Below are 16,024 nucleotides of genomic sequence, written 5' to 3' on the forward strand. Positions count from 1 at the left end.
CCCACCCCGCAGGTGCCGAATGCCTGACCCATGCTGGTCGGGCCGCACGGGTGTACTCGTGGAAGGTGCCGAGTGCGGCAGACCCAGGCGTTCACTGAGGAGGTCAGCGGCCGCGAGGCCAATGGTCCCGGCCGCGTCCTCGCCGGTTCGCTCGCCGACGGCGTCACGCACCTGTGCCGCCTCGCCGAGGTTGCGCACGGTGGTGCGCGGCCGGTAGCGGTGCTGGAGCAGGGCCGCTATCACCCGGCTGGCTGGGTAAACCGTTCCGCCCGTGACAAGCACCGTCCCGCCGCGACTGTCAGCCATTTACCGAACCGCCAACGATGCGGGACATCGCGGGCCGCCTCCGCTGCGCCCCCTCGACAGTCGGTCTCGCCGCCAACGCACTCCAGAGCATGGGACCCACGGCCCGTCGGCCTCATCCCGTCGATGGCCGAAAATGCAACGGTCGCAACGCCCGTGACCGTCCCCTGACCGAGCCTGAGCCCCTCTCTGACGGGTCTCGGAGCCCCCCGCTGTGGCAGGATGACGGGTGGACATGCTCCGCGGGGCTGTTTCGAGTATCGATGCAGCGGTTCTCGGCCATCGCCGTGATGGCTGGGGGCGACTTCCATCGACCCCATCGAGGCGACTCCAGCCGGACAGCGGGCCGGACAGGGAAGCACCGCGTTCTGGCGGGTTACTTCCGGGTGACGTCGGTGCAGTAGACGTTCTTGTCCGGCAGGTGGCCGGTGATCAGGAAGCCGACGGTGGCCTTGTCGGCGCAGGCGGAGCCTTCGCCGTAGACGTAGTGCCCGCCGTTGTCGACGCCGACGAAGGCAGAGCCGTCGCCGAGGGACTTGTGCAGCCCGACGCCGCTTTCCCACGGGGTGGCATTGTCGCGGCGGTTCTGCAGGATCAGGGTGTTGCGCGGGCCGCCCTTCACGACCTTGGCAGCCGCCTCAGCCGGCTTGTCCCAGTAGGCGCATGCCCAGATGTTGGCGGGCATGCCCGCGGTGAGCGGCCACTTCTCGCGGTCGGCGGTGGTGCGGGCGGCGTAGCCGTCGATGTCGTGCGGCCATTCGGCGTCGCCGCAGGTGAGAGCCATGAACATGGTGGCCTGGTTGTCCGCGGGGATGCCCGGGGACGTCGGTGTGTCGGCGAACACCTCCTTGAGAACAGCGGTGTCGGCGGCCGTGGCGCTGCCGTGGGCCAGGTCGTCGGCGGCCTTCCAGAACTTGACGAGCACGGGAAGTGTGTCGTTGTGCAGAAGCAGGGCATAGGTCATGTTCCGCAGCAGCGCCCCGTCCAGCGACACCGATGTGCCGGGAATCGCTGCGGGCATGCGGTCGAGCCGGTCGGCGAGGGCGAGGTAGGTGCGGGTCACCTGCGCGATGTTTGTGCCCAGCTTGAGGGTGCCGGCCTGCGCCGCGGCGACGCGGGCGGCATCGGGGAACCGGTCGGCCGTGCCCCTGCCCCAGGTTTCCGCCACCTGGTTGGCCCATACCTTGGTGGGGTCGACGTTGCCCTCCAGGACCATCCGGTCTGTGTGGTCTTGGAAGAAGGAGCGGTAGACGGCGCCGAGGTAGGTGCCGTAGGACTGGCCCCAGTAGGAAATCTTCTTCTCACCGAGCGCCTGACGGATGCGGTCCATGTCGCGGGCGGTGTTGGCGGTGTTGTAGTACCGCAGGTTCTTGCCCACCGTGTCGGCGCACTTCCTGGCGTCGGCTTCGGCGAGGGCCACGTTCTTGGTGATCGAGCCGTCTGCGGCAGGATAGGGGAAGCGCCCGGACACGCTGGGGTCCTGCAGACCGCAACTCTGCGGGGTGCTGTGTTCGACACCGCGCGGGTCGAAACCGATCAGGTCATAGCGGTCCAGCACGGACTTCGGCAGTGCGGACGCCATGGTTTCGGGCATGTCGAGACCGCCCAGGGCTGGCCCGCCGGGGTTCAGCAGCAGAACGCCATGTCGCTTCCCGGGCTGTGCGGTGGACAGCCGGGAGACCGCCACGTCGATCTTCGTGCCGCCCGGGTTCTGGTAGTCGAGTGGCACCTTTAACGTTCCACAGGCCAGGTGGGGGTCACGTGTTTGTCCTCCGGGCAGGGCCGGGCACTTGCCCCAGGCGATCTTGGTGTCGCCCGTGGTCTCGCCGACGCTCTTGCCGGAGCCCTCGGCCGGTTGCGAGCCCTTGGCGTCGGCGCCACACGCGGCCAATGCGGTTCCTGCCAGCGTGGAAACCAGCAGAGCTGCGGCGATTCGGCGGCCTCTGGGGAAACCGTGCTGCGCGGAACTGCGTGTCGTGGTCATGCTGTTGTCCTTGGCTAGTGGGCTGGTCGGCCTTGTCCGGCCGTTGTGTTGACGATCCGAGTCAACAAGAGACCACCGGTGGCGCGCGTCACCCCAGAGAGGACAAAACAGGTAGCTCGCTCGGGGGATCCTGGGCCGCCCCTGAGAACGGAGCGGCCGCCGTGGGGCGTATCGGATGAGCTGTGGGCGGGAACGAGCCGCTGCTGCCGGCTTACCGCGCCGCACGGCATCACAGGGCCGTCAGGCTCGGTTGCCGTCCCCAGCCAATTCCGCCCGATAGACCAGGGCCACCACCTGAACGCGGTCGCGGAGATGCAGTTCGGTGAGAATGCGGAAGACGTAGGTCTTCACGGCCTCGTGGCCGATGACCGGTTCGGTGGGCGATTTCGGCGTTCAACAGGCCCTCACCGGTGGGCGCAACCTTGCTGTCGAGCATCCCCGGTTCCGTGGTGACCGAACTCAGGGCACGCGGCGTGACCGTCACGCTGCACCGCTGAGCGTCCACGATCCGCTCCTCACCCGGCGCGATCCCCCTGTCGAACAGTGGCAACACGGGCCCGATGGCCGGGAGAGGGCCCTCTCCTCCTGGTCGATCTCCCGGCAGGACCTGGCAGCACGGCGCTTCGACCGGGTCTGCGCCACCATGACCTGGAACCCGTGACACCCACAGGGTGCTGACCCGAGGCGGCACCGCCGTCAAGGCGGGATTCGTTGGCCGGGTGGCATGGAGAGCCCCGTCGGCGCTCGGCGCAGGAGCAGCCGCCGGGGAACCGCCCGTGTTCAGCGACCGGTCGACCGCGAAGCTTGAGCCGCCGCGACGCGGTCTGCGATGTGGTCGATGACCACGTTGACCGCCCGGCGGTACGGGGTGGCGTCCTGGCTCACCTGTGCCAGGAGCATGCCGCCTTGTATCGCGGCCAGCAGCGTGACCGCAAGCGCCGAAATGTCCTCGTCGGCTCCGAGGTCGCCGCGCTCACGCATGCGAGCAAGCCCGGATTCGATCGCCGCCTGCCACGCAGCGAATCCCGTGGCCAGGCCGAGACGGGCTGAGGGGTCGATGTCCGACAGCTCGCTCGCGAGCGAGCCGATCTCGCACCCTCCGGCGCAGTGCACCGCGTCCAGGCGGACGGCGGCGCGTTCGCACCACTCACGCAACGCGTCGATGCTGTCGAGGTGGTCGAGCAGGGGCCGCTGCTGTTCGAGCTTCACGGTGCTCTGGTACTCGATCACCGCCGCCGTGAGGCCCTTCTTGTCCCCGAAGTAGTGGTAGATCTGCGAGGCACTCACCTGAGCTCGGCGTTGCACGTCGGGGATGCTCGTGCCGGCGACGCCCTGCTTGAACATCAGCTCGGCAGCGGCGCGCAGGATGCGGTCCCGCGTACGACGACCCCCCTCGGTACTCGCTGCCTTGACCCGGGTCTCGCCACTGCGCGTCTGCATGAGAGCCAGCCTACCAAAGATTGGAATTGACTTTCCAATCTTGCGATACCTACGGTTGGAGTGATCATTCCAAGATCGTTCCAGCAGCCGTGAAAGGCGCAGCTCATGACTCTCGACCCGCAGATCCAGGCCCTGCTCGATGACTTGGCCGCGAACCCCGCGCCCGCAGCCAACACCCTCACCGTGGCGGAGAACCGCGCCATCGGCCGTGCGTTCGCCTCGTTCGCCGGTGACGCCGTCCCGGTTCGCGACGTTCGCGACACGACCTTCCGCAACGGTGGCCATGACGTCCCGATCCGCGTCTACACACCCGAGACGGTCCCGACGGGCTCGCCCGCCCCGGTGACGGTGTTCTTCCACGGCGGCGGCTGGGTGTTCGGGGACCTCGACAGCCAGGACCACTTCGCCAGGGTGGTCGCGACGCGGTCGAAGACCGTCGTCGTCTCCGTCGGCTACCGGCTGGCGCCGGAGCACCGGTTCCCGGGAGCCGTCGAAGACGCCTACGCGGCGCTGCGGTGGGTCGAGCGGAACGCCGGCACCTTCGGCGCCGATCCGAAGCGCATCGCCCTGTTCGGAGAGAGCGCGGGAGGCAACCTCGCCGCCGTCACCGCGCAGGAAGCGAAGCGACGCGGCGGACCGACCGTCACCTTCCAGGCCCTCGCCTATCCCGCAACCGACCGTTTCGACGACAGCGCATCGCTGTACGACAACGCTGCCGGCCCCCTGCTGACGCGCCCTTGGCTCGAGTGGTTCTGGGGCGCCTACCTGAACACCCCCGACGAGGGCGCCGACCCCCGCGTCTCTCCGCTGCGCGCGGAAGACCTCACCGGGCTCCCGGCCACGTTCATCGTCACTGCCGAGTTCGACCCACTGCGCGACCAGGGCGTCCGATACGCGGACGCCCTCCGCGAGGCCGGAGTACCGGTGACGCACCGACCGGTCGGGGGAGTGCCCCACGCATTCCTGTCCTTCACCCGCGACGTCCGGGTCTCGCGCGACGTGCTGAACGAGATCGGCGACGCCATCGGCGCAGCCCTTGCGTGAGGGCGGGCCACCCAACGGTGAGCGCTCCGGTCCGGGCTCCGACGACATCGGGATCGGAACGGACACGGTCGTCCCCCTCGCCGGCCCGGAGGCTCCCTCGGCTCACCGTGCCGCTGGCGGTGACCGGCGTCATCCCACCCTCCAGTTCATGGCCACACGCCCTGCTGACGTTCCTGGCGCCGTCGGTGATCGCGGCCCGTCACGGTGGTCGTCCTCACCGGCCCGGCTCCCGAACGACGCCTGCCGAAGGGCACGCCGAAACCCCGCTGTCGGGGGTTGCCGGACATGCCCTACGCCTCCGAGGGGTGGATCATCGACTGCACCCGGAAGGCCAGACTTCGGACATACCAGCCCGGAGCTTCCCCGGCGTGTGTCCATCACTCGCCATCGGGATCTTCGTCCGCCGAGCCGGCACCGACGACGCCAGGCCGGCCGGCATCCGCCACCGCGTCCTGGGCGGGCGTCGCGCCGACGCATTCGCGGCTCCGGCCGTCACTCAGCTCGACGACGGATGGCGCGACTGCCGCACCGACTGGACGGCCCTCCTCGCCCCGCCGGCACCGGCCAGCGGGACACCTGTCCGGCTTGGTGCCGACTCGGCATCGCGCCGAGCCCATCGGCATGCGACCGGCACCCGCAAGACCCGGCCGCGGGTCCCGAAAGAAGGGACGACGCCCCGGCACCACCGTCCCGACGAGGGACGGGGAGGGATCCGGCGCCGGAAGGTGATGTCGTGTGAGCTTCCGCCGGCTTGAATGCACGGTTCGGGAGGCTGGTGTGACCGGCGCTCGGGTTCCTCGCTTCGGTCATTGGCAGCGGTCCGAGCAGGAGATCGTCTGTCCAGCTGGGCAAGGAATCCGACGCCGGTCGATTCGTGTGTCAGCAGATGCCTGTCACTCGTTCGAGTGGCGGGCGCGTTTCACCTTTCAGGAGTGATCATTTCGATACGACCATGTTTATGACACATCGTCAGAGAAACTGTCGAGGAAGGCGGGACATCCATGCCGGTCAACGGTTCCCCCGAGAACCCGTTCGCTCTCAGCCCCGACGACGTCGCCATGCTGGAGGCGATCCGTGTGGCGCTGCTCGACCCGTCGCCGCGCCGGATCGGCATGCTCGACCAGTGGGGTCTTGCCGACGTCTTCGAGGTGCAGGCGGAGACCGCGCAGTACCGGGAGTTCCCGATCGTCATGTCGGACGGGACCCGGATCGACGCCGGGCTGAGCATGCCGCGCGGACTCGCTCCGGGGCGGACCTGCCCTGCCATCGTCATGCCCGCCCCGCTGAACGACCTTGGCCGACTGGCCTACTTCGGCACGATCCCACGCTGGACGCTCGGCGGCTACGCCGTCCTGACCTACAGCCAGCGGGGTCTGGCTCGCTCCGAGGGCGAGATCCAGGTCGCCGGACCCCAGGACGTCGCCGACGGCGTCGAGATCCTCAACTGGCTCACCGGTCTGGAAGGCGTCGACGCGGACCGGATCGGGTGCTTCGGCGCCTCCTACGGCGCCGGGACCAGCCTGCTGCTGGCCGCACAGGACCCCCGCGTCAAGGTCGTCGCCGGCACCAGCGCCTGGGGCGACCTGTTCGCCTCGCTCTTCGAAAACGGCACCCGGCACATCAAGGCGTTCGAGGCACTCGTGGCCCTGTTCCACGAAGAGCGCTGCTCGGCGGAGTTCCAGAACATCATCAAGAAGGTCCGCGACAACGTCATCGACGACGAGGTCAAGGAGTTCGCCTCCCTCCGCTCGCCGATCCAGCACCTGAAGACCTACAACGACCGCAAGCTGCCGGTCCTGATGACCACCTACTGGCACGAGACGATCTTCTCCGTGCCCGCCGTCATCGACCTCTTCACCAAGCTGCAGGGCCCCAAATCACTGCTGGTGCAGATCGGCGACCACGGCAACGGCGAACTGCCCGGCCTGTTCGGCACCATCTCCAAGCCCACCGAGATGACCTACCGCTGGATGGACCACCACCTCGGCGGCAGCGCGGGCGACGGCGCGAAGCCGCAGTTCGGCATCCGCTCGGAGTACATGCACAACCTCCTGTCCGACCTCACCCACCCCGACTGGGCGGGCTACGCCCTGCCGGTGCAGCGCTTCCACCTCGACGCCGTGCCGGCCGGGCAGCAGGACGCACCCATGACGCAGGACCGGCCGCAGGCGGGCTGGACCCGCTCCGTTCAGGCAGCCGGCCCGGACACAGGGGTCGTTGTCGCCCCCAAACTCGTCCAGACCGGTCTGATGGAGCGAGTCGGACTGCCCCACGTCTACAAGACCGCCGACATCAAACGCGATGTCGCCGCGGTCTGGACGACCGTGCCGCTGGAGCAGCCCATGCGCATCCAGGGCGACGTGGAGGCCAAGGTCACCGTAAAGCCGCAGACGAACAACGCCACCTTCGTCGCCTACCTGCTGGACTGCGACCCCGCCACCGGCCGGGCCGCCATCATCACCCACGCCCCCTACACCCTCACCGACCAGCAGGCCGCCACAGTGACCTTCCGCCTGCAGCCCGCCCACTACGTCCTCGCCAAGGGCCGCCAGCTGCAGCTCATCATCGACAGCTACGACCCGTTCTTCGCGGACGACAACACCATCCCCTCCGCCCTCGAGATCACCTCCCCCAGGGACAACGAGTCCTACATCGACATCCCCCTCGCCCCCCTGGCGTAGCACCCGCCCCCTCGCGGGGCGCCGGCAGCGCGCACCCGCCCTGGAAACCCGGTTGCCGGGCAGGAGGTCGCGCTCGCGGTACCAGGCGCGCGGGTGCCGTTCGGTGACGTGGGCCCGGCGGTCGGCATCGTGGAGGGCAGATCCTTCACACTGCCGTCCACCGCGCGCCTCACCCAGGGCTGCCCGCCGAAGTCGATCCCGGGGTGGACGCACACGTAGCCGGACGGGCAGTCGATGCCGACGCGTGCCGCGCCGGGCTCGCCGGCGGCCGAGACAGGAACAGTCAGTGGCGGCAGGGCCGGGGCGGAGACCGCCACGGACCGCAGCAAGGTCCTGGTCACGTCTGGGAGACAGCGATTCCTGACGGCCGACTGACCGGATGCCGACAGGGTTCACTCGCGTGGAGGGAGTGAGGTTCCCATGCTGCGCCCGCCCCGGCTCTCCCGCCGGCGGCCCTGCCACGAGGGACTCCAGCGGGTGCCCACCGCCGATGTCGAGCAGCCACCGGCCATGGCCGATGCGCACCCGCTGCCACCGCGGCCGGGTACCCCCACGCACCCGCCGTACCTGCTGCGTCCCCGCGGCGGGCGGCGCACAGCCGGCGCCCGAACACCACCGGCCCTCACTGGGCCGCTCCCATTCCCACCGCGCCCGGCCCAGCCTGCCCGCCCCCGCCGTACCGGGCCGGCGCCTCGGGTCGATCCGTGAACGACGCCGATGCCCGGCACCAGGCGGCCGGCTGCGCCTGCGCCACCGCGTCGAGGAACACTTCGTCGTCCGGGCATGGCCTGTGCCGCTGGTGCGCGGGGTCCACCCACTGCCACCATCCGCCGGCCGGCAGTGGGCCGACCACTGCCGCCCTTCTACGACGGCCACGTCAAGGCACGGCCGGGCGGCAACCCTTCAGAGATCAGTCGAGGAGTGCGGTTGCTTCGACCTCGACGAGAACATCCGGTTCGAAGAGGTACTCCACACCGATGAGGGAGGCCGGCGGCAGGGGAAGCCGGAGCCCGATCTCGTCGGCGACGGTCTCCACGCCGCTCATGAAGTCGCCGATCTTCTCCGGGCTCCACTGGGTCACGTAGAACGTCAGGCGCAGCACGTCTGCGAACGATGCGCCCGCGCCTGCCAGCCCGACGGAGGTGTTGCGCAGCGCCTGGGCGACCTGCCCGGCCAGATCGCCGGGCGCGACCGGCGTCCCGTCGGCCTGGCGCGCGATCTGCCCGCTGACGTGGACGTGCTTCGTCCCGGTGCCCACGGCGACGTGGTGGTACGGGACCGGCTGCAGCATGCCTTCCGGGGTGAAGTACTGAACAGTCATGGTCTTCCCTCCTCCAAAACAAGTATCCGTAAGCTACCTAGTGGAAGAAGGACACTTCAACGAGACCAGGTTTCGCCATGGATACCGACGACGAACTCCGCATCGACGCCCCGCACCGCGAACTGCTCGACCAGATCCTCGACAAGTGGTCGCTCAGCGTTCTCAACGAACTCTGCGAACGCCCGTGCCGCTTCAACGAACTGCGCCGGGCCATCCCCCACGTCACGCAGAAATCGCTGACCGCGACACTCCGGCGACTCGAACGCAACGGCGTGATCGAGCGTGAGGTCGTCTCCACCCGCCCTGTGGCAGTCGTGTACCGGATCACGCCCCTCGGCAAGACCCTCCGGCACCCCGTCGACGTGCTGCTGGCATGGGCCTCGCAGAACATGCCCGCAATCGACCGCGCACGCGAAGACTTCGACAGGCGGGAGGAGGAAGCTCACCTCTGACGGGACCGCGCACAGGAGAAGCCGGCCCCGGCCTCCCCGGGGGACGCCGCAGTGAATCGCTCCGGGTCCGATGGAGGCGAGGATCGCGACGAGCACCTACTGCGCCGCCGGGAGCCGCACTCCCCGTGCACGGTCGGTCCGCGACGCGGAGCTGAAGACGCGGATCAGCCACGCCCATGCCGACAACTTCGGCGTCTGCGGAGTGCGGAAGGTCTGGCGGCAGCTGCACCACGAGGGCATGTCCGTGGCCCGCTGCACGGTCGCCCGGCTGACGCGCGACCTCGGCCTCGAGGGCGCCCGGCTAGGGAAGGGAATCCGTGCCACGATCCGTGACGACGGCCATGACCGGGCCTCTGACCTGTTCAGGCGCGACTTCACCGCATCCCGTCCGAACGAGCGGTGGGTTGCCGACTTCACCTATGTCGCACCCTGGTCCGGCATCGGCTACGTCGCTTTCGTCGTGGACGTGTTCTCCCGGGCGATCGTCGGCTGGTCGGCCGCCACCAGCAAGCGGTCCAAGCTCGTCCTCGACGCCCTCGACATGGCCTTGTGGCGCCGCGACCTGGCCGGTGCCTCCGCAGGTCCCGGGCTCGTTCATCACATGGAGCCTCCATCGAACCCGGAGCGGTTCAACCACAGGGTGCAGACCGTGAGCCCTGCCTCGGCGAACCGCCCGAGGCCGTCGACGACGCTCGCCGCGGTGGGCGCGGTGCGGCCGAGCGGCCGTCCCGGTGGCGGAACCGCCGCGGGCGGACCCGGCGGAGTGAGGAACGCGATCGAAGCGAGCGTCAGCCGGTCGGCGTCCTGTGCGCCGACGAAGCTTCACCGTCGGCGCCGTACGGCCGATTCCCTGGTCCTGATGGTCAGATCCTGCACGGAGGACGGTACTTCCACTGCGGGAAGTACTGGCGCCATTCGGCGCGGGTGATCGCCGGGAAGGCCGTGGCGCAGATCCGGAAGGCGGCGCGTTCGGTGTCGGGATCCCAGAGCAGAACGGTCCAGTCCTGGCTGCCGGTGGCCAGGGTGCGGCCGTCAGGACTGAAGGCGAGGGTGTCCACCGGTTTGGAGTGGGCCGTCAGCAGTGCCGGTTCCCGGACCTCGCCGCGGGCCGTCAGACCGTACAGCCGCACCTTCTTGTCGGAGCTCGCGGCGGCCAGCGTTCGACCGTCCGGGGTGAAGGCGACGGCCATGACGCCGTCGGTGTAGCCGGTGAGGCGGGCGCGGGAAAGCGGGTGGTGGAGGTCGGTGAGGTCCCAGACGCGGACGGTGCGGTCTTCACTGCCGGTGGCCAGGGTGCGGCCGTCGGGGGCGAAGGCGACTGACCTCACCGCGCCGGTGTGGCCGGTGAGAACCGTCAGGCGGGAGGGGCGCCGTCGGCTGGTGACGTCCCAGAGGACGGCCGTGCGGTCCCGGTCGGCCACGGCCAGGGTGCGGCCGTCGGGGGCGAACGCCACGGAGTCCACCGCACCGGTTCCGCGCAGGGTGGACAGCGGGCGGGGGCGGCGTACGTCCGCCGTGTCCCAGAAGCGTACGGTGCCCTGCTCGCCGCCGGCGGCCAGGGTGCGGCCGTCGGGGCTGAACGCGAGCGTGTTGACGGTGCCGATCCGGGCGGGGATGGCGTCCAGTGGACGGGGACGACGGCCGTCCGCCGTCCCCAGGGCCCACAGTCGCAGAGTGCCGTCGGCGCCGGCGCTGGCCAGGGTGCGGCCGTCGGGACTGAAGGCGACTGATTGGACGGGCCCGGTATGACCGGTGAGCGGGGGCAGTTCGCCCGGGTGGCGCTTGTCCGCGAGGTTCCACAGGCGCACGGTGCGGTCGTAACTGGCGCTGGCGAGAAGTCGGCCATCGGGGCTGAAGGCGAGGGAGCAGAGCGAACTGGTGTGGCCGGTCAGAGCCGGACCGGGCAGGTCCCACAGGCGGGTGCTCTGGTCCTCGCTGCCGCTGGCCAGCGTGCGGCCCCCAGGGCCGAAGGACAGGGAACCGATGCCGCCGGTGTGTCCCGAGAGCACCGCCGCTCGGCGCACGGCACCGGAACGGCTCACTTGCCACCGGCGTACGGTCGCGTCGGTGCCCGCGGTGGCCAGTTGGCTCCCGTCAGGACTGAAGGCGACGGCGTTGACCGAGTCGGTGTGCGAGGTGAGCGTCTGCGTCCGGCGGGGCAGGCCCGGTCGGCTCACGTCCCACAGTCGTACGGTGAAATCGGCGCCACCGGTAGCGAGTCGACGCCCGTCGGGGGAGAAAGCCATCGCGTTCACCCGGCCGGTGTGGCCGACGTGACTGAAGCGGCCATCGTCTCCCGTTCGGCCGGCCTCGCCAGTACCGTCGGTCTCGCCGTTCCGAACGGCCTCACTGGTTCCGCCGGCCTCGCCCGTCCGGCCGGGGACGGTCGACAGCCGACGCAGTCGCTCACCCGACAGCGCCACCTCCCACAGTCGCATCGTCCCGTCACCATGCCCCGTGGCCACCGTCCGCCCGTCCCGGTGGAACGCCACCGCCGTGACGTCGACGCCCGTGTCCAGGGTGTCGAGGCCGCGCGGCCGGCGCGGATCCGACAGCTGCCACACCCGGATCCCGTCACGGGCGGCGACCGCGAGGGTGCGCCCTCCGGAGCCGACCCCGAACCCGGCCCCCACCACCGGACCGGCGTCGCCCGGCAGCCGCGTCGTGAGCCGGGGCCGCCGTACGTCCCCGATGTCCCACACCGCCACCGCCCCGTCCTCACCCCCGGCAGCCAGAAGCCGTCCGTCGGGGCTGACGGCGACCGTGCGTACGGTGCCGCCGATGCGCCCCAGCGTGACCGGCCCGCTCGGCCGGTGCGGATCGGTCACCCACCGTAGTCGCACGGTCCGGTCGGCATCGCCGGTGACCAGGACACGGCCGTCGGCGCTGAACACCACCGCGGTGACGGCGCTCCGTTCGTCGGTCAGCTGGGTGGCGTACGGAGTGGCGAAGGAGCTGAGCACGCTGCCGCGTGCCTCGGGGGTGGGCGACAGACGGTAGGCGGCCAGGCTCAACTGGGCGGCCAGCGCCGGATTGACCGTCCGCAGCGCCGCGGCCCGTTCGGCGACCCGCTGAGAACCGGCGACGTCGCGCTGCTGGTCCGCCGCCTGCTGCGCCCGTATGGCGAGAGCAGCGGTCGTGGTGGTCAACACGAGCAGGAGACTCAATAATCCCAGGCCCAGGCGCCTGAACCGGGTCCGGCGCCGCACCGCCGCGTGCTCCGCCGCCTGGGCGGCCAGACCGGCGTCGAGGAACTCCCGTTCCGGCACGGACATCGCCATGCGGTCGAGCCCGGCGGCCAAGGCGAGGCGGGTGCCGCGGTAGAGTGCGCCGGGTTCCCGCCCCAGCGCCTCCCAGGTCTGAGCGGCATCGGTGAGGCGGCGCGCCGTCCGGGTGGCCTCGCGGTCCTCGGTCAACCAGCCGTGCAGGCGGGGCCAGCACCGGATCAGAGCCTCGTGGGCCAGCTCCACCCGCTCGCGGTCCAGAGTCAGCAGTCGTGCGCCCGCCGCCAGATCCAGTACGGCACGGACCTCGCCGCCGTCACCGTTGCCTTCGCCGTGCCCGGCCAGCCCGACCAGCTCCTCCAGGCGGGCCGGGCGTCGGGTGTCCTCCGTGCCGTCCCCGAGCGCGGTCAGCCGTACGAACACCTGACGGGCCAGCTTCCGCCGTCCCGGGTCCAGCTCCTGATAGAACTCCTCGGCGGTACGGGCGAGGGCGCCCTCCAGACCACCCGCCGCCTCGAAAGCGTGCAGTGTCAGCGCGGTGCCCCGCCGTCGCCGCCAGGTCTGCAGCAGCGCGTGCGACAGCAGCGGCAGCACGCCTGCCTGGCCGTGCGCCTGCGCGATGAGCGTCGCCAGCAGCGCACCCTCGACGGTCAGCCCGGCCCGCTGAGCGGGCCGCACCACGGCACGGCGCAACTCGTCCAAGCTCATCGGCCCCACGGGAACCTGTGCGTCGCGCATCGCCTCCACCAGGGGCGCGTGGCGGGTGCAGTGCGCATAGAAGTCGGCGCGTATTCCCAGGGCGACGCGGCATCTGCCGTCGGCGTCCGAGGTGGCGGAGATGAGGGCCTCGATGAAGAGGTCCCGCTCGGCGGTGTCCTGGCAGAGTGTGAAGGCTTCCTCGAACTGGTCGACGACCAGGACCAGTTCCCCGTCGCTGTTGCCGTGTGCCGAACCGGACCGGGCGATGATCTGCCGCACCACGCGCCCCAGGTTCTTGGGGTCCTCCCTCAGCTCTCCGTACAGGGCCCCCGGGGTGAGGCCTGCCATCGCCCCCAACCACACGGCGCACTCCTCCAACGGCCGCGCCCCCGGAGTCAGGACGACCGCCGTCGTGGCCGCAGCGGCCTTGAGGCGTGGCACCAGCCCGGCCCGCAACAGCGACGACTTGCCCGAGCCCGAGGCCCCGATCACCACCACGAACCGCTGCCGCTCCAGCCGCTCGACCAGCTCCTCCAGCAGCCGTTCCCGCCCGAAGAACCAGTCGGCGTCCTGCTCCCGGAAGGCCCGCAGTCCCGCGTACGGCGGGACCGGGCCGTCCTCGGTCTTCGGCCCGGACTCCGGATACGCGTCGCCCAGAAGCTCCGCGGCCTTCCGCCAACGCTTCCGCCACTCCTCGACGTTCCCGTCGCAGGCGCGTACGTACGCCAGCGTCACCGCCAGCGTCGGCAGCCGTTGCCCGGAGGCGGCGGAGGACAGGGTCGAAATCGAATAGTGCGCGAGTTCCGCCAGTGTCCGGTACGGCGGGTTCCCCGCCTTCCGCCTCAACCTCCGCAAGTCCGCGGCGAATTCGGCCAACGGACCGTCCTCAGTGTTCAGCGGTCGCTCTCTGCGCGGCATGGCCGTACCTCCCCGTTTCCCGTGCCGTGCCCTGCAGTCGCGGCATCGTATTTTTCAGGACCTGTTTGTTCGGTACCAGGCCCCGAACGCGAACAACCCCCAACGCGCTACATCTGGAACAGACGGCCCGGTCCGTACGCGTGGCGACCGAACGCCGTCCGTCATGCACCACACACCACGGGCCGCACGGCACAGGTCACAGCAGTACGCCGCTGCGGGCGCGATCCGTAAGGGGAAAAGTGAACAGAATGCTTCAGAAGAAGGGTGTTCTCGGCCTGATCGGCACGGCGACCGGCCTCGCTGGTCTGCTGCTGGTCACCGCACCGACGGGCGCGTCGGCCACGCCGTCGACCTCCACCACCGGCACCGCCGGTGCGGCGGCCGGCAGCTGGCACGCCTACGCCTCGACGGGCTTCTCGGGCCCCAACGCGTGGTTCTACGGAAGCACGGGGGCGTGCACTTACGTCGGCGCCGGCTGGAACGACAGCGTCCGATCCGCCCGCACCGAGAGCAGCCTCAGGGTGGAGCTGTGGGAGCACGCCAACTGCACCGGAACTTCGATCACCATCGACAGCAGCGGCTACGGCAACATCGGCCCCTGGGTCAGCGCCTACCGCGTCACCAACTAGCGTCTCTGCAGGAGTTCGCTGCCTGACCCGCGGTGATGGCGAGCGGCCCGGAACAGGGCGAGCCGCCGAAATCGGCTCGAACGCGGTGCGGGTACAGCGGGGCAGCGACAAGCCCAGGCCGGCGAAGTGCTGGCCTGGGCTTTTGCGAGGATACTGTTCACCGCCTTATGTGAGGGAGAGCCGTGTCGGGTCGCCGTTCCAACGGCTGGGGAACAGCTGGATCGGCATGCGGGTTCCGTCGGTGCAGGTGACGTGTTCCGCCGCGTACGGTTCCAGGACCGCGAGGGTCGGACCGCCCTCTTCGCGCAACTCCCGACGGACCGTGTCGAGGAGGGCGCGGCCCTGCGGCTTTCTGCCGCCGCCGAGCAGCGACCAGCAGCCGGACTCCCGGACTCACTGCTTGTTCGCGTCCCGTAGGCGCAGCAGGCCGGCGATCGTGCCGGCACCGGCCCGGTGCCCTTGGCGGGGCAGTTCGGCCGCCGGCGTGCGGGACGACCTGGTCGTCCACCGCAGCGGCGACATCGGATCCCCGCGCTCGTCCGGCTCGACCGGCGCGGACACCGGCTACGTCGGGGCAGTCGCGGCGGCAGGCCACCGCCCTTCGACCGCGAGACCGGCAAGCAGCGCAACACCGTCGAGCGGTGCATCAACCGCCTCAAGCAGCGGCGCGGCCTCGCCACCCGCTACGAGAAGACCGCCACCGTCCACCTGGCCGGGCTCCACATCGCGGGCGTCTTCCTCCCAGATGTCGGGAAGGGACGGCTACGAGACCGCCGCACACATCAAGCGCCGTGTGCGGGCTCGCGACACCCCGATCATCTTCGTCAGCGCTTACGAAATGGGTCCCCACGCCACCTTCCGAAGGTATGCGGCCGGTGCCGTGGACCGTGTGTCGCGGCCGTACGATCCCTGGACACTGCGCGCCAGGGCCGCGACCGATCTGCTGGCGCAGCTATCCACCCTGCTGTCCGACGTCGAGACGCAGCCACACGACCTGATCGGACAGCTCCAGGCACAGGCACCGAGCGCGACGGTGAGGACCACGGCCGCCCGCCTGGAACGCGCGGTCAGAAGCCTGCGTCAGGCGCTGCAGGACGCGTTGGATCTGCAGGAAGAACCTGGCACCCCGCCCGCCCCGGCTTCCCTGTACTCACCACGACATCGGGACCGGTGAAGGGAGCCCGGCCGTGCGCGATCGTGCCGCTGTCGCCGCTCCCGGTCCTTCCGGTTCGAGGCGATCTTGAGGATTCCGGGACGGCACCGCTTCCCTCCCGGAAGGCATCGCCCTCAGCCTCGAGGCTGTGCGGCAACGGGTGATGGGCGAACCAG

The 16,024-nt window shown here is 70.3% G+C and carries 11 protein-coding genes and 2 pseudogenes; 8 read left to right on the plus strand and 5 right to left on the minus strand.

What is annotated here, in order from left to right; genetic code table 11:
* Positions 1–679 precede the first annotated feature (679 nt).
* A complete protein-coding gene (locus ABTY20_RS09620; protein ID WP_351996416.1) occupies positions 680–2,287 on the minus strand; it encodes an alpha/beta hydrolase in 1,608 nt (535 codons plus the stop codon).
* Positions 2,288–2,651: 364 nt separating this feature from the next.
* Between ABTY20_RS09620 and ABTY20_RS35355 the strand changes: the two genes are divergently transcribed.
* A complete protein-coding gene (locus tag ABTY20_RS35355; protein ID WP_502991779.1) occupies positions 2,652–2,948 on the plus strand; it encodes a hypothetical protein in 297 nt (98 codons plus the stop codon).
* A 119-nt stretch (positions 2,949–3,067) separates the two neighbouring features.
* Here the strand turns inward: ABTY20_RS35355 and ABTY20_RS09630 are convergent, their stop codons facing one another.
* Positions 3,068–3,727, minus strand: a complete 660-nt coding sequence (locus tag ABTY20_RS09630; protein WP_351996417.1) for a TetR/AcrR family transcriptional regulator — start codon at positions 3,725–3,727, stop codon at positions 3,068–3,070.
* A gap of 105 nt (positions 3,728–3,832) precedes the next feature.
* Here ABTY20_RS09630 and lipP1 point away from each other — a divergent pair, with 105 nt between their 5' ends.
* From lipP1 to ABTY20_RS09645, 3 genes and pseudogenes are all read left to right on the plus strand, one after another.
* The gene (gene lipP1 / locus ABTY20_RS09635) at positions 3,833–4,771 is read left to right on the plus strand and encodes a LipP1 family hormone-sensitive lipase (RefSeq protein WP_351996418.1); all 939 of its coding nucleotides are present in this window, start codon (positions 3,833–3,835) and stop codon (positions 4,769–4,771) included.
* A gap of 584 nt (positions 4,772–5,355) precedes the next feature.
* A pseudogene (locus tag ABTY20_RS09640) lies at positions 5,356–5,514 on the plus strand (IS5/IS1182 family transposase); the annotation flags it as partial.
* 258 nt (positions 5,515–5,772) lie between these two features.
* Positions 5,773–7,452, plus strand: a complete 1,680-nt coding sequence (locus ABTY20_RS09645) for a CocE/NonD family hydrolase (RefSeq protein ID WP_351996419.1) — start codon at positions 5,773–5,775, stop codon at positions 7,450–7,452.
* A gap of 910 nt (positions 7,453–8,362) precedes the next feature.
* On the opposite strand, the gene ABTY20_RS09650 is transcribed toward ABTY20_RS09645, so the two are convergent.
* Complete coding sequence (locus ABTY20_RS09650; RefSeq protein WP_351996420.1) at positions 8,363–8,773, minus strand: RidA family protein; 411 nt, start codon at positions 8,771–8,773, stop codon at positions 8,363–8,365.
* A gap of 77 nt (positions 8,774–8,850) precedes the next feature.
* Between ABTY20_RS09650 and ABTY20_RS09655 the strand changes: the two genes are divergently transcribed.
* Positions 8,851–9,225 carry a winged helix-turn-helix transcriptional regulator gene (locus ABTY20_RS09655; protein ID WP_351996421.1) on the plus strand — a complete coding sequence of 125 codons (375 nt, stop codon included), beginning with the start codon at positions 8,851–8,853 and terminating at the stop codon, positions 9,223–9,225.
* Between the two features lie 70 nt (positions 9,226–9,295).
* Positions 9,296–10,153 carry a DDE-type integrase/transposase/recombinase gene (locus ABTY20_RS09660; RefSeq protein ID WP_351996422.1) on the plus strand — a complete coding sequence of 286 codons (858 nt, stop codon included), beginning with the start codon at positions 9,296–9,298 and terminating at the stop codon, positions 10,151–10,153.
* Here ABTY20_RS09660 and ABTY20_RS09665 read toward each other — a convergent pair.
* Positions 10,089–13,994: an nSTAND1 domain-containing NTPase gene (locus tag ABTY20_RS09665; RefSeq protein ID WP_351996423.1), complete on the minus strand. Its 3,906-nt coding sequence runs from the start codon at positions 13,992–13,994 to the stop codon at positions 10,089–10,091. The two genes, ABTY20_RS09660 and ABTY20_RS09665, sit on opposite strands and share 65 nt — an antisense overlap.
* A gap of 320 nt (positions 13,995–14,314) precedes the next feature.
* On the opposite strand from ABTY20_RS09665, the gene ABTY20_RS09670 reads away from it, so the two are divergent.
* Complete coding sequence (locus ABTY20_RS09670; RefSeq protein WP_351996424.1) at positions 14,315–14,695, plus strand: peptidase inhibitor family I36 protein; 381 nt, start codon at positions 14,315–14,317, stop codon at positions 14,693–14,695.
* 417 nt (positions 14,696–15,112) lie between these two features.
* On the opposite strand, the pseudogene ABTY20_RS35360 reads toward ABTY20_RS09670, so the two are convergent.
* Positions 15,113–15,250, minus strand: a pseudogene (locus ABTY20_RS35360) (ISAzo13-like element transposase-related protein); the annotation flags it as partial.
* A 190-nt stretch (positions 15,251–15,440) separates the two neighbouring features.
* Between ABTY20_RS35360 and ABTY20_RS09685 the strand changes: the two are divergent.
* Positions 15,441–15,869: a PleD family two-component system response regulator gene (locus ABTY20_RS09685; RefSeq protein ID WP_351996438.1), complete on the plus strand. Its 429-nt coding sequence runs from the start codon at positions 15,441–15,443 to the stop codon at positions 15,867–15,869.
* The last annotated feature ends 155 nt before the right edge of the window (positions 15,870–16,024 follow it).

Origin of the sequence: Streptomyces sp. NPDC126497 (assembly GCF_040302425.1) — a bacterium.
Lineage (GTDB): Bacteria > Actinomycetota > Actinomycetes > Streptomycetales > Streptomycetaceae > Streptomyces.